This is a genomic window from Streptomyces sp. NPDC059989 (assembly GCF_042736975.1).
Classification (GTDB): domain Bacteria; phylum Actinomycetota; class Actinomycetes; order Streptomycetales; family Streptomycetaceae; genus Streptomyces.
In genome coordinates, this window is sequence record NZ_JBHWUO010000039.1 from 14,455 (window position 1) to 29,816 (window position 15,362).

Here is a 15,362-nt window from a genome sequence, read left to right on the forward strand (position 1 = left end):
ACTTCGGGGGTCGGGAGCCAGCTGATCGGCATCAGGGAGGGTTTGGGGGTTTCCCGTCAGTCTCATCGTCTCTCCGTGTCGGGCCGGCCTGTCAAGGGCGCTCCTCCTTCGTCGTCGCGTCGCTTCGCGATGGCCTTCGGCCACCCTTGACAGACCGTCCCGCCACGGAAATACGAAGACTGCCGGGAAGCCCCCAAAAGAACGGCACGGGTCGGAGAGACAGGGGAAGGGTCGGTCAGGGAGGCGCGGGCCCGGTTCCCGGCCCATCCGGACCAGCGCCCGGGGCCGATATGCCACCCGTTCCGGGTCGGGGGCTGCCCAACCCGCGCCAAACAGCGACCAGAAGCCCATCCGGAGCCGCAGACGCGCCAGATCGCTACGCGCTCCTCACGTCTCAGCGTCCGACGGCCGTCTGGGACTGGTTTGGCGCACCAGGCAGCGGCGAGAAGTTCGTCTGATGACGCTGGGCGCGTCAGATCGCTACGCGCTCCTCACATCTCAGCGTCCGGCGGCCGTCTGGGGATCGGTCGCTCGGCGGGGGCCGTTAGGCGGGGGCCGTTAGGCGGGGGCCGTTATCGGAGGAGCCACTGTCTGGTCAGTGCCATGACCTCGGCGCGGGTGCGACCGGGGTGGTCGGCGGCGATGAAGTGGTAGCCGATCCGGAGGGAGAAGGCGAGCATGCAGCGCACCTCGACGTCGTCCTCGTCGGGGCAGAAGGAGCGGAAGAGGGAACGCAGGTAGTCCATGCGGCGGTTGTCGGCGCGTCGGAGGCGCTGTGCGACGTCTTCGTCGCGACGGGCCCAGTCTCGGATCGCGAGGTCGGCCGCGACGCCCGTCGTCGGGCCGTCGGCGGACGAGGCGATCGCGAAGAGGCGTTCCAGCTTGGCCCTCGCGTCTCCCCCGCCGCTCTCGACCTGCTCGATCACCGACTCGGTGACGCCACGTTCCCAGGTGTCGAGCATCTCGGTGAGCAGCGCGCCCCGGTTGTCGAAGTACCCGTAGAAGCCGCCCTTGCTGACGCCGAGCGCCTGCGCGAGCGGCTCGATCCGTACGGCCTCCGGGCCGCCGGCGGCCAGCGCCCTGAGGCCCTCCTCGATCCATTTGCCGCGAGGCGTCCGGGTCACGCCCATGGTGTACCTCCGTTGTCTATACGGTGCCGTATAGATGGTGCTAGCTTTGATCTATACGGCATCGTATAGACAGGGGCCCGCAGATGAGACTCCCCAAGACCGCGCACACCTCCCGCCCCTGGCGGGTACACGAGATCGCCGGAGACTTCCGGGTCGAGGATGTGTGGGCACTACCGACACCAGGTGGCCCCGACGACCTCGCGCGACTGGTGGACCAGTTCACCAGCGGCACCGGGGAACCCCTCTCCTCCCCGATCCCGCGCACGCTCTTCGCGATCCGCTGGAAGCTCGGCAAACTCCTCGGGTGGGACAAGGCCGGAGCCGGGATCGGCAGCCGTGTGCACTCGCTCCGGGAACGACTGCCGGAGGACCTCCGTGACGGCCCCCGGGGCGCCGACCTCAGCGCGGTCCCGTTCACGTCCGTCTACCAGACCCACGACGAGTGGGTGGCCGAGAGCGGCAACCGGACCATGCACGGACTGATGCACATCGGCTGGGTCCCTGACGAAACCGGCGGCTACCACGGCCAGATGACCGTCCTCGTAAGGCCGAACGGCCTGCTCGGCACCGTATACATGGCGGGCATCAAGCCCTTCCGATACCTCGGGGTCTACCCGGCACTGATCCGGGGCATCGGCCGCGAGTGGCAGGCGAACACCACCCAAAGAGCCTCCGACTGACCCTCCCCACCCCGGCACCCGGCACCGGCCACCGGCCACCGGCCACCGGCCACCGGCCACCGGCCCAAGTCAACCGCCGGACGCCAAGCCATGAGAAGCGCGTAGCGATCTGACGCGCCACCGTCATCCGATGGGCTTCTCGCCGCTGCCTGGTGCGCCAAACCAGCCCCAGACGGCCGTCGGACGCTGAGACGTGAGGAGCGCGTAGCGATCTGACGCGTCAGCGGCTCCGGATGGGCTTCTGGTCGCTGTTCGGTGCAGGTAGAGCGCCCCCGACCCGGAACGGGTGGCATATCGACCCCGGGCGGGGGTCCGGATGGGCCGGGAACCGGCCCGCGCCTCCCTGACCGCCCCGTCCCCTGTCTCTCCGACCCGTGCCGTTCTTTTGGGGGGTTCCCGGCAGTCTTCGTATTTCCGGTTCGGGGCGGTCGGTCAAGGGTGGCCGAAGGCCATCGCGAAGCGACGCGACGAAGGAGCGCCCTTGAGGGACCGTCCCGAACCGGAGAGACGATGAGACTGACGGGAAACCCCCAAACCCTCCCTGATGCCGGGTGACTGGCTCCCGACCCCCGAAGCCATGCCGCAACCGCTACGAAGCCCCCGCCCACCCGCAACCACCCCTCTTCACCTCGCCCCCACCCTCCCCCCACGTAGGGTGACCCCAGCAGCAAACCAGGATGTACCGCACCAAAGGGACCCACCGTGAACGAGCAGTCGCAGCCGCAGCCCCAGCCGCAGCCGCGCCCCGCCACCCCCACCCCCGCCCCCGCCCCCGGGCCTTCGCTTCCGCCGCCCCGGCGGGGGGCCGACTGGATGTTCGGCGGGGTGTACGGGACGGTGCTGGCCAGTGGGCTGCTGGCCGCGCTGGACCAGAAGGGCGGGGACTACACGCCGTTCTACGACGCCAGCTGGGTGCTCGTCACGGCGGCCACCGCCGGGCTCGCGCACGGGTACTCGCACCACATGACCACCCATCAGCGGGGCTCCGTCCGCCACCGCTGGCAGGTGCTGACCCGGGCGCTGTGGAACGAGTGGCCGATGATCGCGGCCACCCTGCCCACCGTCCTGCTGCTGGTCATCGCGGGGCTGGCCGAGTGGGACTCGTACGGGGTCACCGCCGTCGGGCTCGGCCTGAACACCGCGCTGCTCTTCGCCTGGGGGTCCTTCGTGGCGATCCGGGTCGGCTACCGGCTCCGCTCCGCGCTGCTCATCGGCCTGGCCGATGCCGCGATCGGCCTGGCCATCATCGTGGCGAACGCCGTCATCAAATAGGCCTCACCCCACGACCGGTCACCAGACCGGCCACCAGACCGGTCACCAGACCGATCACCAACCGGTCACCCACCCCCCGCCAACTGCCCCTCCGCCTCCGCCAAAAGCTCGGTGAGCCGGGCCCCGAACTCCGCCCCCCGCGGATCCGGCACCCCCGTCCGCGCCGCGGCCAGCAGGGCGTCCACCGCGCGGCCGTAGGCGCCCGGGACATCGCTCCAGCCGGGCAGCGCGTACACCCCCTCGGCCCCTCGCAGCTCCAGGCCCACCCCGGCGGCCGCGCGCGGCGCGCCCAGGCTGAGTACGGCGGTGCTGGCCGCGCCGGAGGCGTGCCGCAGGGCCAGCTGGACCACGTCGGAGGGGCCCCGGGTGGCGCTGACGGCGGTGACGTCGCCGAGGATCGGGATCAGTACGGAGAGCGCGTGCGGGCCGACGTCCCACAGTCCGCCCTTGGCCTTGCGCCAGGGCGAGTCGGCGTAGGCGCTGGGCGTGCCGTCGGGCGGGAAGACGGCGCCGAGCCAGTGGGCGGAGGCGGTGAACCATCCGGAGCGCCCGGCCTGTTCCTCGACCCATCCGGCCGTCGGCTCGGCGAAGCGCAGGGTGAGGAAGACGACGGAGGCGACGCCGTGGCGCGCCACGGCGTCGGCGACGGCCCGGGCGTCCTCGGCGGTCGTCGCGACGGGCTTGTCGAGCAGCAGGTGGCAGCCGGCGGCGGCCGCGCGCACGGCGAGCGGGGCCTGGACGTCCGGCGGCAGGGCGAAGGCCACGGCGTCACAGTCGGCGAACAGCGCGTCGGCGTCTTCGTACACCTTCACGCCGTACTCGCCCGCCAGCTCGGCCGCGGCTTCGGGCCGGCGGCCCCACACTCCGGCGAACTCGGAGCCGGTGTGCGCGGCGAGGGCGGGGGCGTGCGTACGGTGCGCCCAGGGGCCGGTGCCCAGTAGTCCGATCCGGGGTCGGCGGCCTGCGGAGACCTGTTGGGGGGCACTCTCGGCGAGGCTCTCGACGGCGCTGTCGCCAGGGTCTCCAGATGAGGTCACATCAGACAAAATGCTCACCCGACCAGTCTGCCCCACCCGGACGGAGGCTCCGCCACCAACCCGCTGTCGGCCCGCACAACCCACCCGACCTGCGGTGTAAACGTCGGTAACACGGGGTTCACACACGGGCAACGGATGGGAAATCGCGGCGGGGCACGCTGCGGTCATCACCGCATCACCGCAGCGCCGCGGCGACGTGAAGCAGCGACCAGCAGCACCCGCAGAGTCTGAGGATGGGGCCCGTGAGCTACAAGGCTGAGTACATCTGGATCGACGGCACCGAGCCGACGGCGAAGCTTCGCTCCAAGACGAGGATCCTGGCGGACGGCGACGCGCTGCCGATCTGGGGCTTCGACGGATCGAGCACGAACCAGGCCGAGGGCCACGCCTCCGACCGCGTGCTGCAGCCGGTCTTCTCCTGCCCGGACCCGATCCGCGGCGGGGACAACGTCCTGGTCCTGTGCGAGGTCATGAACATCGACATGACCCCGCACGAGTCGAACACCCGCGCGCTGCTGCGTCCGATCGCCGAGGAGTTCGCCGGGCAGGAGCCGATCTTCGGCATCGAGCAGGAGTACACCTTCTTCGACGGCTCCCGCCCGCTCGGCTTCCCGGTGAACGGCTTCCCGGCGGCGCAGGGCGGCTACTACTGCGGTGTCGGCTCGGACGAGATCTTCGGCCGCGAGATCGTCGAGAAGCACCTGGACCACTGCCTCGCGGCGGGCCTGAGCATCTCCGGCATCAACGCCGAGGTCATGCCCGGCCAGTGGGAGTTCCAGGTCGGCCCGGTCGGCCCGCTGGAGGTCTCGGACCAGCTGTGGATCGCGCGCTGGCTGCTCTACCGCACCGCCGAGGACTTCAACGTCTCCGCGACGCTGAACCCGAAGCCGGTGAAGGGCGACTGGAACGGCGCGGGCGCGCACACCAACTTCTCGACGAAGGCGATGCGCGAGGACTACCGCGCGATCATCTCCGCGTGCGAGGCGCTGGGCGAGGGCAGCAAGCCGCTCGACCACGTGAAGAACTACGGCGCCGGCATCGACGAGCGTCTGACGGGCCTGCACGAGACCGCTCCGTGGAACGAGTTCAGCTACGGCGTCTCGGACCGCGGTGCCTCGGTCCGCATCCCGTGGCAGGTGGAGAAGGACGGCAAGGGCTACATCGAGGACCGCCGTCCGAACGCGAACGTGGACCCGTACGTGGTGACCCGCCTGATCACGGACACCTGCTGCACGGGCCTGAAGAAGGACGGCCTGGTCTAGGACCGCCACCGAACACCTCGCCGAACACCGCGCCGAACTCCACCACCGAACTCCGCCGGCGCCCGCCGAGCCCCTCCAGGCCCGGCGGGCGTTGGCGTGCCCGGCGCGGGCCGTGGGACGGATCGGCCCACGATGCGATACGGCTCGCCGGAACGGAGTGGCGTGGGCAACCGGGCGGCTGAGGGTATGTCGGGATTGTGACAGTCTGGCGAAAGCTTGATCACGGAATTTGAGATTCCGCTCCATAGGTTGAGACGGGGTCTGCCCCGGGCGGCGTACATCTGCTTGAATGAGGCCATGGCCAGCTACTCGCACACCTCGTCAGGTCGCAGCGACCTCGAGCCGTTCTGGCCGTCCCGTCAGGACCATGATTTCGACCGGGTGTGTTGCCGCGCGAAGAACGCGCCGGCCCTCTAAAGCCTCCGGGATCTCCCACCTGATCTTCCCCGAGGCCTTCGGTCTGCGCGGTACGACATCGATGACGTACGCACGTCTCCTGCCGACCACTCCGCGTGAAAGAGCTGACCACTCATGGCTAACACCCGTTCCATCACTTCTGCCGCCTCCGCTGCGACCTCTGCCCTGACCTTCCCTCCCAGTCCGCGCCACCGGCTGCGGGCCGTGGACCGAGACGAGGTGGCCCGGGTCGTGGACCTCCTCCCGCCCGGTGCCACCTGGCTGCCCGCACCCCAGCACACCCTGCCGTCCCTGCCGGGCAACCCGCCGATGGTCGGCTACCTGGTCCTGGTCCCGGCCGACCAGCAGCCGCCGATCGCCTTCGCCCCGCATGCGGTGGCCGCCCCCGGTCCGTTGGCCCCGCCGGCCGCACGGGCCCCCGAGGCCGCGGGCGACGCGCTCGTCCGGATCGACTCGGCGCAGCGCACCGCCGAGGTCGACGGCCAGGTACTCGACCTGACGTACCTGGAGTTCGAGCTCCTGGCCCACCTGGTGAAGCACCCGCACCGGGTGCACAGCAGGGACCAGCTGGTGACCACGGTCTGGGGCTACGGGCACGTCGGCGACGGCCGGACCGTGGACGTCCACATCGCCCGGCTGCGCCGCAAGCTGGGCGCGTCCCACCGCGGCGCGATCCAGACCGTGCGCCGGGTGGGGTACAAGTACGCGCCCTGACCGGCCTGTTGGACGTGCGTGCACGGCGGGCCCGTACTCCCGAGGGGAGTACGGGCCCGTCGGCTTGCCCGGCTTTCCCGGGTCTGGCGTTCCGGCTACGCCGGGTTCGGCGCCTTCGTACGGCGTCCCGCCACGAAGCCCAGCAGGACGTCGACCACCAGGAAGGCGACCAGGCTGATGCCGAGCAGCGGGACGAACCAGCCGACCACCGCGGTCACCGCGGCCAGCGGCAGCAGCACGGTCACCGGCAGCTTCCGCCAGGCGCCGCGCGGCTGGGCGCGCCCGACGGAGAACCTGCGGTCCTTGGTCGGCCGGCGCAGCCACCACATCCGGTAGCCCCAGAAGACGAGGAACATCAGCGCGACGGCGAGCGCGGCCAGCGCGAGCTGGTTGACGAGGCCGAAGGTCTGGCCCATGTGCAGGTCGATGCCGAAGCGGGTCATCTTGGCGAGCAGCGGGTAGTCGGCGAAGCGCAGTTCGTCCATGACCCGGCCGTCGGCGGGGTCGACCGAGACGGCGTCCAGGTGCACCGGCACCTGCTTGTCCTTCTCCTTGACCACGTACCCCTTGCCCTTGGCCGGGAGCGTCACCTGGAGGTACTCGGTGACCCCGGCGTCCCGGGCGGCATCGACGGCGCGGTCGATGCCGACGTCGGCGGTCGGGGCGGGCGGCGGCATCTCCATGCCCTCGGTCATGACGTGGCCGGCGTGCTCTCCCCCAGCTACCGCTGGGAGGTGCCCCCAGCCCCCGGCGGAGTCCGTGCCGGGGGTCAGCTTCGCGGAGACGGCGGGCGTGGCCCCGCCGAGGCTGTCCTGGAGCTGCCCGATGTTCTCGCCGGCGTACTTCGACCAGGTCAGGCCGGTGGCGGAGAGGACGACGAGTCCGGCGACCGACCAGAGCCCGACGGCCCCGTGCCAGGACAGGGTCCGGCGGCGGCCGGTGGCGGCGCGGTCGGGGAGGACGAGGTCGGCCTTGCGCTTGCGCCGGCGGCCGATCCACAGGGCGAGCCCGCCCAGGGCGACGACCCACAGCCAGCTGGCGGCGAGCTCGCTGTAGTTCCGGCCGAACTCCCCGAGCTGGAGGCTGGAGTGGAACTCGCTCAGCCAGGCCCGCAGCGGAAGCGCGTCGCCGGAGGTGGTGAGCTGCCCGCGCACGTCGGCCGTGTACGGGTCGACGAACACGGTGAGGGTCTGGCCCTCCTCCAGCCCCGGGGTCTCCATGATCACGCGGGTGGTCGCGTCGGCTTCGGGGGCCGGCGCCACGGTCGTGACCTTCCCCTCCGGTACGGCGGCCTTGGCCGCCGCGACCTGGGTGCCGAGCGACAGGGTGCTCCCGCCGACGTGGGCGACGGTCAGCTGGTCGGAGTAGACGATCTTCTCGGCCTGCCAGGAGCCCGCGTAGAGCAGTCCGGTGGCGGCGGCGAGGAACAGCAGCGGGGCGATGAGCAGGCCCGCGTAGAAGTGCATGCGCAGGAGCAGCGGCCGCAGGGCGGCCCAGCCGCCGGCGCGCTTCCTGGGTATGTCGGCGGGGGCGTCGGCGTCCGGGGTGCGGACGTCCTGAACCTCGTCAAGAGACATGGGGTTCCTAGGTGTTGGCGAAGACATGGGGAAGTCGGCCCCAGGTCTCGCCCCCCTCCCCGAGGAGGGTGCGCCGGTTCAGGCGCGGGCAGGACGGCCGGGGGCCGTGACGCGGAAGGTTCGGTCCGCGGGCGGCCCGCGGCGCACCACGGCATGGGCGTGCACGGCCCCGCGCAGGCGGCGCGGCCGTTCGTGCGGGGGGCAGGACGCGAGCGGGGCCGCCGGGGCCGTCACCCGCTCCCGTACGAGGGCGAGTGCGCGGGCGAGCGGCCGGGCCGCGTGCAGCGCGGCGGCGCCCAGGGTCCGGGCCAGCCGGAAGACGGCGGCCTCGCCCCACGCCAGCCAGGCGGCGCAGAACAGTCCGGCGAGCACGTGCGCGGCGATCATCCCGGCCCCGCCGTGACCGGCCATGGCGTGCCCGGCCATGCCTGCCGCGTCCGCCATGCCCGTCATGTCGGCCGTTGCGGCCATGTCGGCCATCCCGGCGGTGTCGGCGCTCGCGCCCGTCTCCATGCCCGGCACGTGGTGGTGCCCGGACATCGGCATGGGCATGGGCATGGGCATGGGCATCGGCATCGCCGTGGACATCGGCGCGGGCGCGGCCGACCGGCTCCCGGAGGACCCGGAGAAGACGAGGTGCAGCACCCCTTGCACGGCGAGCAGGGTCGCGGTGATCCCCACCGGTCCCCGCCGCCGCGCGGCGGCGAGCCAGGCGAGTCCACCGGTCACCCCGAAGGCGCCCAGAAGACCCAGGGGCGGAATATCCGTGCCGGACATGAACGAATGCCCCACCGCACCCAATGCGGTACACACCGCCGCGAACATCGCGGCCCGCGTGGTGCGCATCGGCGCGGGGTTCTGGGGCATGGCCGGAACATGGTCCCACGGGGCCCGGTGGCGCCCGCAAGAGGGCCGTATCCGATCATGGTCGGGTGAATCCAATGCCACTGGGAGCGGTCTACGCCGGCGGGGTCCAGCTCGGGGCGCACGTCCTGGAGCGGATGCCCCCGTCCGATCGGGCGGAGCTGCTCCGGAGCTGCTCGACGAATGTCGACAATCTCGCCGCCGGACGCTGGGGGACGCTGCTGACGAGCGCCTGCGTCGTCGAGGAGCCCATGCCCCTGCCGTACGCGCTGTTGCTGGTCGCGGTCCTGGGCTACGCCGAGTACGCCTACGGCGCCTGGTGGACGGCCGCGGTGTTCCTGTTCGGGCACGCCTCGGCGACCCTGCTCGTCTACGGAGCCCTGCGCCGGACGGCCGATCGCGGGACCCGGCGCGCCCTGGACGTGGGGACCAGCTACGGGTTCAACGCCGTGCTCGGCGCGCTGACCTCGGCCCTGCCGCGCGGGGCGGTCCGCACCGCCGCGCGGGCCGGGCTGCTGGCCCTCGCCGCGGCGCCCGTGCTCAAGCGCGGTCGGACCTTCACGGACGCCGGACACCTGGCAGCCCTCGGGATCGGGATCGGGGTCTCACTGGCCGTCGATTGTCTTTCCGGCCCAAAACATCCGAAAATTATATGAATCACCGCACCGTACGAGCACGAGCCGCTGGAGCAGCCACGATGACCGCCACCCCCGCCACCACCGTCGCCAACCTCCGCGACCTCGGCGGCACCCCCCTCTCCGGCGGCCGCACCGTCCGACCCGGCCTGCTGCTGCGGTCCGGCCAGCTCGACCGGCTCGACCTCGACGCCGACCCGGCCGTGGCCGCGCTGGGCCTGCGTACGGTCATCGACTTCCGCACCGACGTCGAGCGCGCCGACCACCCCGACCGGGTGCCGGACGGCGCCCGGATGCTGGTCGGCGACGTCCTCGCCGACAAGATGAAGGCGGGCCGGATGCCCGCCGCCGCGCAGCTCAAGGACCTGCTGTCCGACCCGGTCGTGGCCGAGGAGCACCTGGGCGGCGGCAAGGCGCAGGCCCTGTTCGGCGACGTCTACCGGTCCTTCGTGAACTCCGCCTCCGCGCAGGCCGCGTACCGGATGCTGCTCACCGAGGCGGCCGACCCGGACGCCGGCCCGCTGCTCTTCCACTGCACGGCCGGCAAGGACCGTACGGGCTGGGGCGCCACGATCATCCTGTCGCTGCTCGGCGCGGACGACGAGACGCTGATGGCCGAGTACCTGTCCGTGAACCCAGCGGTCAAGCAGGCCTTCGCCCCGATGATCGAGGGCTTCACGGCGGCCGGCGGCGACCCGGACATAGCGCTCGCGCTGATCGGCGTCTTCCCCGCCTACCTGGAGGCGGCGCTGGAGCAGGTCGAGACGCGGTACGGCTCCATGGAGAAGTACGTGCGCGAGGGGCTCGGCGTCTCCGACGAGACGGTCGAGGCGCTGCGCGCCCGCCTCACGGCCTGACGGCCGGTCGAGCGGTCGAGCGGTCGAGCGGGAGCCCGGCGGACGGATGACGACGGTGGATGGCGGGCCACCGGTCTGCCGGGCCGCCTGCGGGCGCACCGGCCGGGCCTCCCGGCCCTGTGCCCCACCGTGCCCCTCGGGCGCTGCCGCCGATCCGCGCTAACGAATGCGCCGGGGATCGGTGACCATCCGACGATTCCCTCGTTCTGCTGAATGTGACTGCGCCGGATACCGCCACCCGCCCCCTGTCTCCCGACGTCGAGCAGGCCGAGGCCGCCATCGTCGAGCACTACCCTCGGCTGGTGCGGCTCGCCTACCTGGTGCTGCCGCCCGCCCTCGGCCGCAACCGGCGGGTGCTCACCGCGCATTCGCTGGCCCAGCGGGCCCTGCCCCGCGGCCGCCGGGACGCGGCGGCGGCCGTGCAGGGCGGGGTCCCGGGGCAGCGCGGCGGCGGGGGCGACGCCGGGTACGCCTACGTCCGGCTGCGCGTGCTGCGCGCCGCCCTGGAGGCCGGGGTCCCGCTGACCTTCCGCGCCCTGCCCCGGCGCGCGCAGCTCCCGCCGGCGCTCCCCCAGGTGTGGGGCCTGCGGCTGTTCCCCCGCTCCGGCGGGGCCGAGGAGCTCGCCCTCGACCAGTGGCTGGCCACCCTCGGCGGGCCCGGCCGCGCCGCCTGCGTGCTGCGGGCCCTGGAGCGGCTGCCCGAGCCGGAGGTGCTGCGGGTGCTGGACGAGGCCGGGGTGGCGGATCCGGCCGCCGCCGTCGCGGAATCCGGGGATCCGGCGAACGACTCCCTCTTCGCCTCCCCCGAGTTCGACCCGTGCGTGCTCCAGGCCCGGCCCACCGATCTGCTGCGCCGCCGGCGCCTGGTGCGGGCCGCGGTGGCCGCCGGGGCCGCCCTCGCCGTGTGCGGGGCGCTGCTCGCGCTGCCCGGCGGGGGCTGGGGCGCGGACGGGGCCGCCGCCCCGCCGTACTCCCGCAACGCGGCGGCCGAGCAGGCGCTGGACCCGGGCAAGCTGCTGCGGGCCGCGCCCACGCTCTGGCGCACGTCCTCCCGTACGGACTTCTCCGCCTGGCCCGCGCGCGGCGACCGCGCCGACGACGCCGGGCTGCTGCGCCGTGCGCTGGCCGTCTGGGCGCGGCCCGGCTCCTCGGTGGTCGTCTCGGCGACCCCGGGGACCCCTTCCGGGCCGCCGATGGGGCCGGCGCAGCTGCTGTTCGCGGGCGCCGTCGACCAGGCCGTCGTGGTCCTCTTCCACGACGGCCTGCGCGTGGTCCGGTACGCCGAGCCGCGCACCGGGACCACCGGCGCGGCCCTGGACTTCGCCCGGACCGACGGTGCCTCCGCGGACACCGCGACCGCCCTCGTGGTCAGCCGGGTCGACGGCAACGTCCGCTACCTCACCGCGCCCTGGGTCACCGGGGCGGCCCTGCGGGACCTGCTCAAGCCGGGTGAGACCCCGGCGGCGCTGAAGCTCGGCCCGGACGGGGTCACCCCGCCCGTGCCGGGCCCGGCCCCGGCGGGCGACTGCACCAGCTGGAACGGCCTGGCCCTGACGGGCGACGGCGCCACCCGGCTGATCACCGACCTCGGTGAACTGACCCCGGCCCGGCTCACCTCGGGCGCGCCGGGGGCCGAGCGCAACGTGACGGAGGCCGCGGAGCTCGGGGACTGGTCGCGGATCGCGTGTCTGCTGCCGTCGGTCCGCTCGCACGGGGTCCGTACGGTCAACGCCTGGACCTATGCCAAGCAGCCGCTGCCGGAGGGCGACGGGACGGCGACCTGGCTGTGCACGCGGGCCGAGACCTGGCAGGGCGCGGCGGACCGGGTGCAGGCGCAGTTCCTGACCCCGGGTGCCCCGCTCGCCGCGCAGGCGGCCAGGTCGGAGGGGTCGCAGGCGTGCGGTCCGCGGGAGCCGAGGGTGCTGGCGGGCGTGCTGTGGAAGTCGCGGGCGGGCCAGTGGTACGTCCTCGCGGCGGGGAGTGCGCAGTTCGCCTCGCTGTCGGTGTCGGGCGGCGGGGTGAACGGGTCCGCGAACGGCAACCGGCTGGCGGTCAAGGCTCCGGCGGGCGCGCAGGTCGACCTGTCGGGCAAGCTGACGGACGGGACCAAGGCGGGGGCGCTGCGCTAGGAAGGCTGCGCCAGGAAGTGCGTGCAGAGGGGTTTTCCTCTCCCCTACCCATCAGTACATTGACGCCATGTCTAATACGCCGCTCGCGCCCGCCCCCGTGGCGTCCGAACACATGGACCTGAAGCCCCGGAACGTGTCCTTCGGCTGGGAGGACACCCCGCTCCACTGGCTGCCGAACGACCCGTTCGCCGGGCACATGATCAACGTGCTGCACCTGCTGCTGCCCGCGGGCGAGCGCTGGTTCGTGCACGTCTACAAGCAGGTGCTGCCGTACATCAAGGACGAGCAACTGCGCGCGGACGTCCTCGGCTTCATCGGCCAGGAGGCCATGCACGCCGCCGCGCACGACGACGTGCTCCCCCATCTGAAGCGGCTGGGGCTGGACCCGACCCCGTACACGGCGCAGGTCGACTGGCTCTTCGAGAAGCTGCTCGGCGACCGGACCCTGCCCCCGGGCCGGGCTCGCCACTGGTGGCTGATGGAGCGGGTCGCGATGATAGCGGCGATCGAGCACTACACCGCGTTCCTGGGCGACTGGGTGCTGAACGCGGACGAGTTGGACCGGCGGGGCGCCGACCCCACCATGCTCGACCTGCTGCGCTGGCACGGCGCGGAGGAGGTCGAGCACCGGTCGGTGGCCTTCGACCTCTTCATGCACGTCGACGGGAACTACCGGCGCCGCGCCCGGACCTGGGCGACCGGCTTCTCGGCGCTGGTCTTCCTGTGGCAGCGCGGGGTCCGCTTCTTCATGGAGAACGACCCGGGCCTCGCCGACGGCAAGGCCTCCTTCGGGCAGTTCTTCCGGGCGGGGCAGCAGGGCGTACTCCCCTCCACGGGCGCCATGCTGAAGTCCATACCGAAGTACCTCTCCCGTACGTACCACCCCTCGCAGTCGGGCTCGACGGCCCAGGCCGTGGCCTACCTGGCCGCCTCCCCCGGCGCGAACGGCGGTGCGAAGGCATGAGGCGCGCCCTCGCGGTCACGGCGGTGGCGGGCGCGGCCTGGGCGGCCAGGCGGGCGCTGGGCCGCCGCATCGCGGCCTCCCCGCTCTGGCCCCTGCCCGCCCTGGACACACCGGTCTCCGGATACTCCCCGCGCCGCCCGCTGCGCGCGCTGATCGCCTCCCGTACGGAGCCGGCCGAGGGGGTGCTGCGGCTGACCCTGGAATCGCCCGAGCTCCCGGCGTGGACACCGGGCGCGCACGTGGACATCACCCTGCCCTCGGGCCTGGTGCGCCAGTACTCGCTGTGCGGCGACCCGGCGGACGAGGGCAGGTACACGATCGCGATCCGCCTGATCGAGGACGGCCGCGGCGGCTCCCGCGAGGCGCACGCCCAGCTGGTCGAGGGCGCCGAGCTGGAACTGCGCCCGCCGCGCAACCGCTTCGAGCTGGTCCCGGCGCCCTCGTACGTGTTCGTCGCGGGCGGCATCGGCATCACCCCGATCCTGCCGATGCTGCGGGCGGCCACGGCGGCGGGCGCCGACTGGACCCTCCTCTACGGGGGCCGCTCGCGCGCCTCGATGCCCTTCCTGGCCGAACTGGCGGAGTACGGCGACCGGGTCTGCGTCCTGCCGGAGGACGAGGTGGGCCTGCCCGACCTGGCCGCCGTCCTCGCCGATGTCCGGCCGGGCACCCTGGTCTACTGCTGCGGGCCCGACCCCCTGATGGCGGCCGTCACCGCGGCGGCCCCGGACCCGGCGGCGGTGCGCCTGGAGCGCTTCACCCCGGCGGCGCCGCCCGGCCCGGCGCGGGCCTTCACCGTCGAACTGCACCGCTCGGGGCGCACGGTCGAGGTCGGCCCGGACGAGTCCACCCTGGCGGCGGTCCGCCGGGAACTGCCCGCCACGCCCTACTCCTGCGAGCAGGGCTTCTGCGGGACCTGCCAACACCGGGTGCTGGCGGGCGAGGTGGAGCACCGCGACGAGCTGCTCACCGACGGCGAACGCGCGGACTCGATGCTGCTGTGCGTCTCGCGCGCGAAGGGGGACCGCCTCGTCCTGGACCTCTGACCTGTCCGAAGTAGGGTGTCCCGCATGACAACCGGCGTGCGGCGCAGGATGGGTGTCGAGGAGCGGCGGCAGCAGCTGATCGGGGTTGCCCTGGAGCTGTTCAGCCACCGCTCGCCCGACGACGTGTCCATAGACGAGATCGCGGCGGCCGCGGGGATATCCCGGCCGCTCGTCTACCACTACTTCCCCGGCAAGCTGAGCCTGTACGAGGCCGCGCTGCGCCGGGCGGCCGACGAGCTGGCCGCGCGGTTCGACGAACCGCGGGAGGGTCCGCTCGGGGCCCGGCTGCTGCGGGTGATGGGGCGCTACTTCGCCTTCGTCGACGAGCACGGTCCGGGCTTCTCGGCGCTGATGCGGGGCGGTCCGGCGGCCGGGAGCAGCCGGACCAACGCGATGATCGACGAGGTGCGGCAGGAGGCGTACGAGCAGATCCTCAGCCACCTGGGCATCGGCGTGGAGAACCCGCCGGCCCGCCTCGAACTCGTGGTGCGGTCCTGGGTGTCGCTCGCCGAGTCCACCGCGCTGATCTGGCTGGACGGGCGCAGGATCCCGCGCGCCGAGCTGGAGTTGCAGCTGGTGCACGACTTCGCGGCGCTGGCCGCGGTGAGCGCCGCCTACGACGCGGAGATGGCGGGGATCCTCGTACGGATCCTGGCGGACGAGCCGGCCGACGGGCCGTTCGGGGAGCTGGTGGGGCGGCTGGCGGCGCTCGTCCCCGCCGAGGTCTCCACCGGGGTGCCCGGCCCGCGTTGATCATGCTCGTGGTGATAATGCTCGC

At 73.0% G+C, this 15,362-nt stretch carries 14 protein-coding genes; 10 read left to right on the plus strand and 4 right to left on the minus strand.

Features of this window, described 5'->3' with window-relative positions:
- Window positions 1-572: 572 nt before the first annotated feature.
- Window positions 573-1,130, minus strand: coding sequence for a TetR/AcrR family transcriptional regulator (locus ACFWBN_RS28715; RefSeq protein ID WP_385180902.1), 558 nt, complete (start codon window positions 1,128-1,130; stop codon window positions 573-575).
- Window positions 1,131-1,213: 83 nt separating this feature from the next.
- Between ACFWBN_RS28715 and ACFWBN_RS28720 the strand changes: the two genes are divergently transcribed.
- Together ACFWBN_RS28720 and ACFWBN_RS28725 are read left to right on the plus strand one after the other, a co-directional pair.
- A complete protein-coding gene (locus ACFWBN_RS28720; protein WP_385180905.1) occupies window positions 1,214-1,810 on the plus strand; it encodes a DUF2867 domain-containing protein in 597 nt (198 codons plus the stop codon).
- A 702-nt stretch (window positions 1,811-2,512) separates the two neighbouring features.
- On the plus strand, window positions 2,513-3,082 hold the full coding sequence (locus tag ACFWBN_RS28725; protein ID WP_385180908.1) for a hypothetical protein: 570 nt from the start codon (window positions 2,513-2,515) through the stop codon (window positions 3,080-3,082).
- A 65-nt stretch (window positions 3,083-3,147) separates the two neighbouring features.
- Here the strand turns inward: ACFWBN_RS28725 and ACFWBN_RS28730 are convergent, their stop codons facing one another.
- Entirely contained in the window at window positions 3,148-4,029 is an 882-nt protein-coding gene (locus ACFWBN_RS28730) for a Gfo/Idh/MocA family protein (RefSeq protein WP_385181007.1), read from the minus strand.
- A 332-nt stretch (window positions 4,030-4,361) separates the two neighbouring features.
- On the opposite strand from ACFWBN_RS28730, the gene glnII reads away from it, so the two are divergent.
- Window positions 4,362-5,381, plus strand: coding sequence for a glutamine synthetase (glnII, locus tag ACFWBN_RS28735; protein WP_385180911.1), 1,020 nt, complete (start codon window positions 4,362-4,364; stop codon window positions 5,379-5,381).
- Between the two features lie 531 nt (window positions 5,382-5,912).
- The gene (locus ACFWBN_RS28740) at window positions 5,913-6,512 is read left to right on the plus strand and encodes a winged helix-turn-helix domain-containing protein (RefSeq protein ID WP_385180914.1); all 600 of its coding nucleotides are present in this window, start codon (window positions 5,913-5,915) and stop codon (window positions 6,510-6,512) included.
- 95 nt (window positions 6,513-6,607) lie between these two features.
- Here ACFWBN_RS28740 and ACFWBN_RS28745 read toward each other — a convergent pair whose 3' ends face one another.
- Together ACFWBN_RS28745 and ACFWBN_RS28750 are read right to left on the minus strand one after the other, a co-directional pair.
- Window positions 6,608-8,089 carry a PepSY-associated TM helix domain-containing protein gene (locus ACFWBN_RS28745; RefSeq protein WP_385180917.1) on the minus strand — a complete coding sequence of 494 codons (1,482 nt, stop codon included), beginning with the start codon at window positions 8,087-8,089 and terminating at the stop codon, window positions 6,608-6,610.
- 78 nt (window positions 8,090-8,167) lie between these two features.
- On the minus strand, window positions 8,168-8,956 hold the full coding sequence (locus ACFWBN_RS28750; RefSeq protein WP_385180920.1) for a hypothetical protein: 789 nt from the start codon (window positions 8,954-8,956) through the stop codon (window positions 8,168-8,170).
- Window positions 8,957-9,030: 74 nt separating this feature from the next.
- Between ACFWBN_RS28750 and ACFWBN_RS28755 the strand changes: the two genes are divergently transcribed.
- From ACFWBN_RS28755 to ACFWBN_RS28780, 6 genes are all read left to right on the plus strand, one after another.
- Window positions 9,031-9,609, plus strand: coding sequence for a rhomboid-like protein (locus ACFWBN_RS28755; RefSeq protein ID WP_385180923.1), 579 nt, complete (start codon window positions 9,031-9,033; stop codon window positions 9,607-9,609).
- 41 nt (window positions 9,610-9,650) lie between these two features.
- Window positions 9,651-10,445: a tyrosine-protein phosphatase gene (locus tag ACFWBN_RS28760; protein ID WP_385180926.1), complete on the plus strand. Its 795-nt coding sequence runs from the start codon at window positions 9,651-9,653 to the stop codon at window positions 10,443-10,445.
- 215 nt (window positions 10,446-10,660) lie between these two features.
- Complete coding sequence (locus ACFWBN_RS28765; protein ID WP_385180929.1) at window positions 10,661-12,574, plus strand: hypothetical protein; 1,914 nt, start codon at window positions 10,661-10,663, stop codon at window positions 12,572-12,574.
- Window positions 12,575-12,641: 67 nt separating this feature from the next.
- Window positions 12,642-13,538: a metal-dependent hydrolase gene (locus ACFWBN_RS28770; RefSeq protein WP_385180932.1), complete on the plus strand. Its 897-nt coding sequence runs from the start codon at window positions 12,642-12,644 to the stop codon at window positions 13,536-13,538.
- Window positions 13,535-14,584 (plus strand): PDR/VanB family oxidoreductase, encoded by a 1,050-nt coding sequence (locus ACFWBN_RS28775; RefSeq protein ID WP_385180935.1) that lies wholly within the window; start codon window positions 13,535-13,537, stop codon window positions 14,582-14,584. Before ACFWBN_RS28770 ends, ACFWBN_RS28775 begins: the two co-directional genes overlap by 4 nt.
- A gap of 24 nt (window positions 14,585-14,608) precedes the next feature.
- Window positions 14,609-15,337, plus strand: coding sequence for a TetR/AcrR family transcriptional regulator (locus ACFWBN_RS28780; RefSeq protein ID WP_385180938.1), 729 nt, complete (start codon window positions 14,609-14,611; stop codon window positions 15,335-15,337).
- Window positions 15,338-15,362 lie beyond the last annotated feature (25 nt).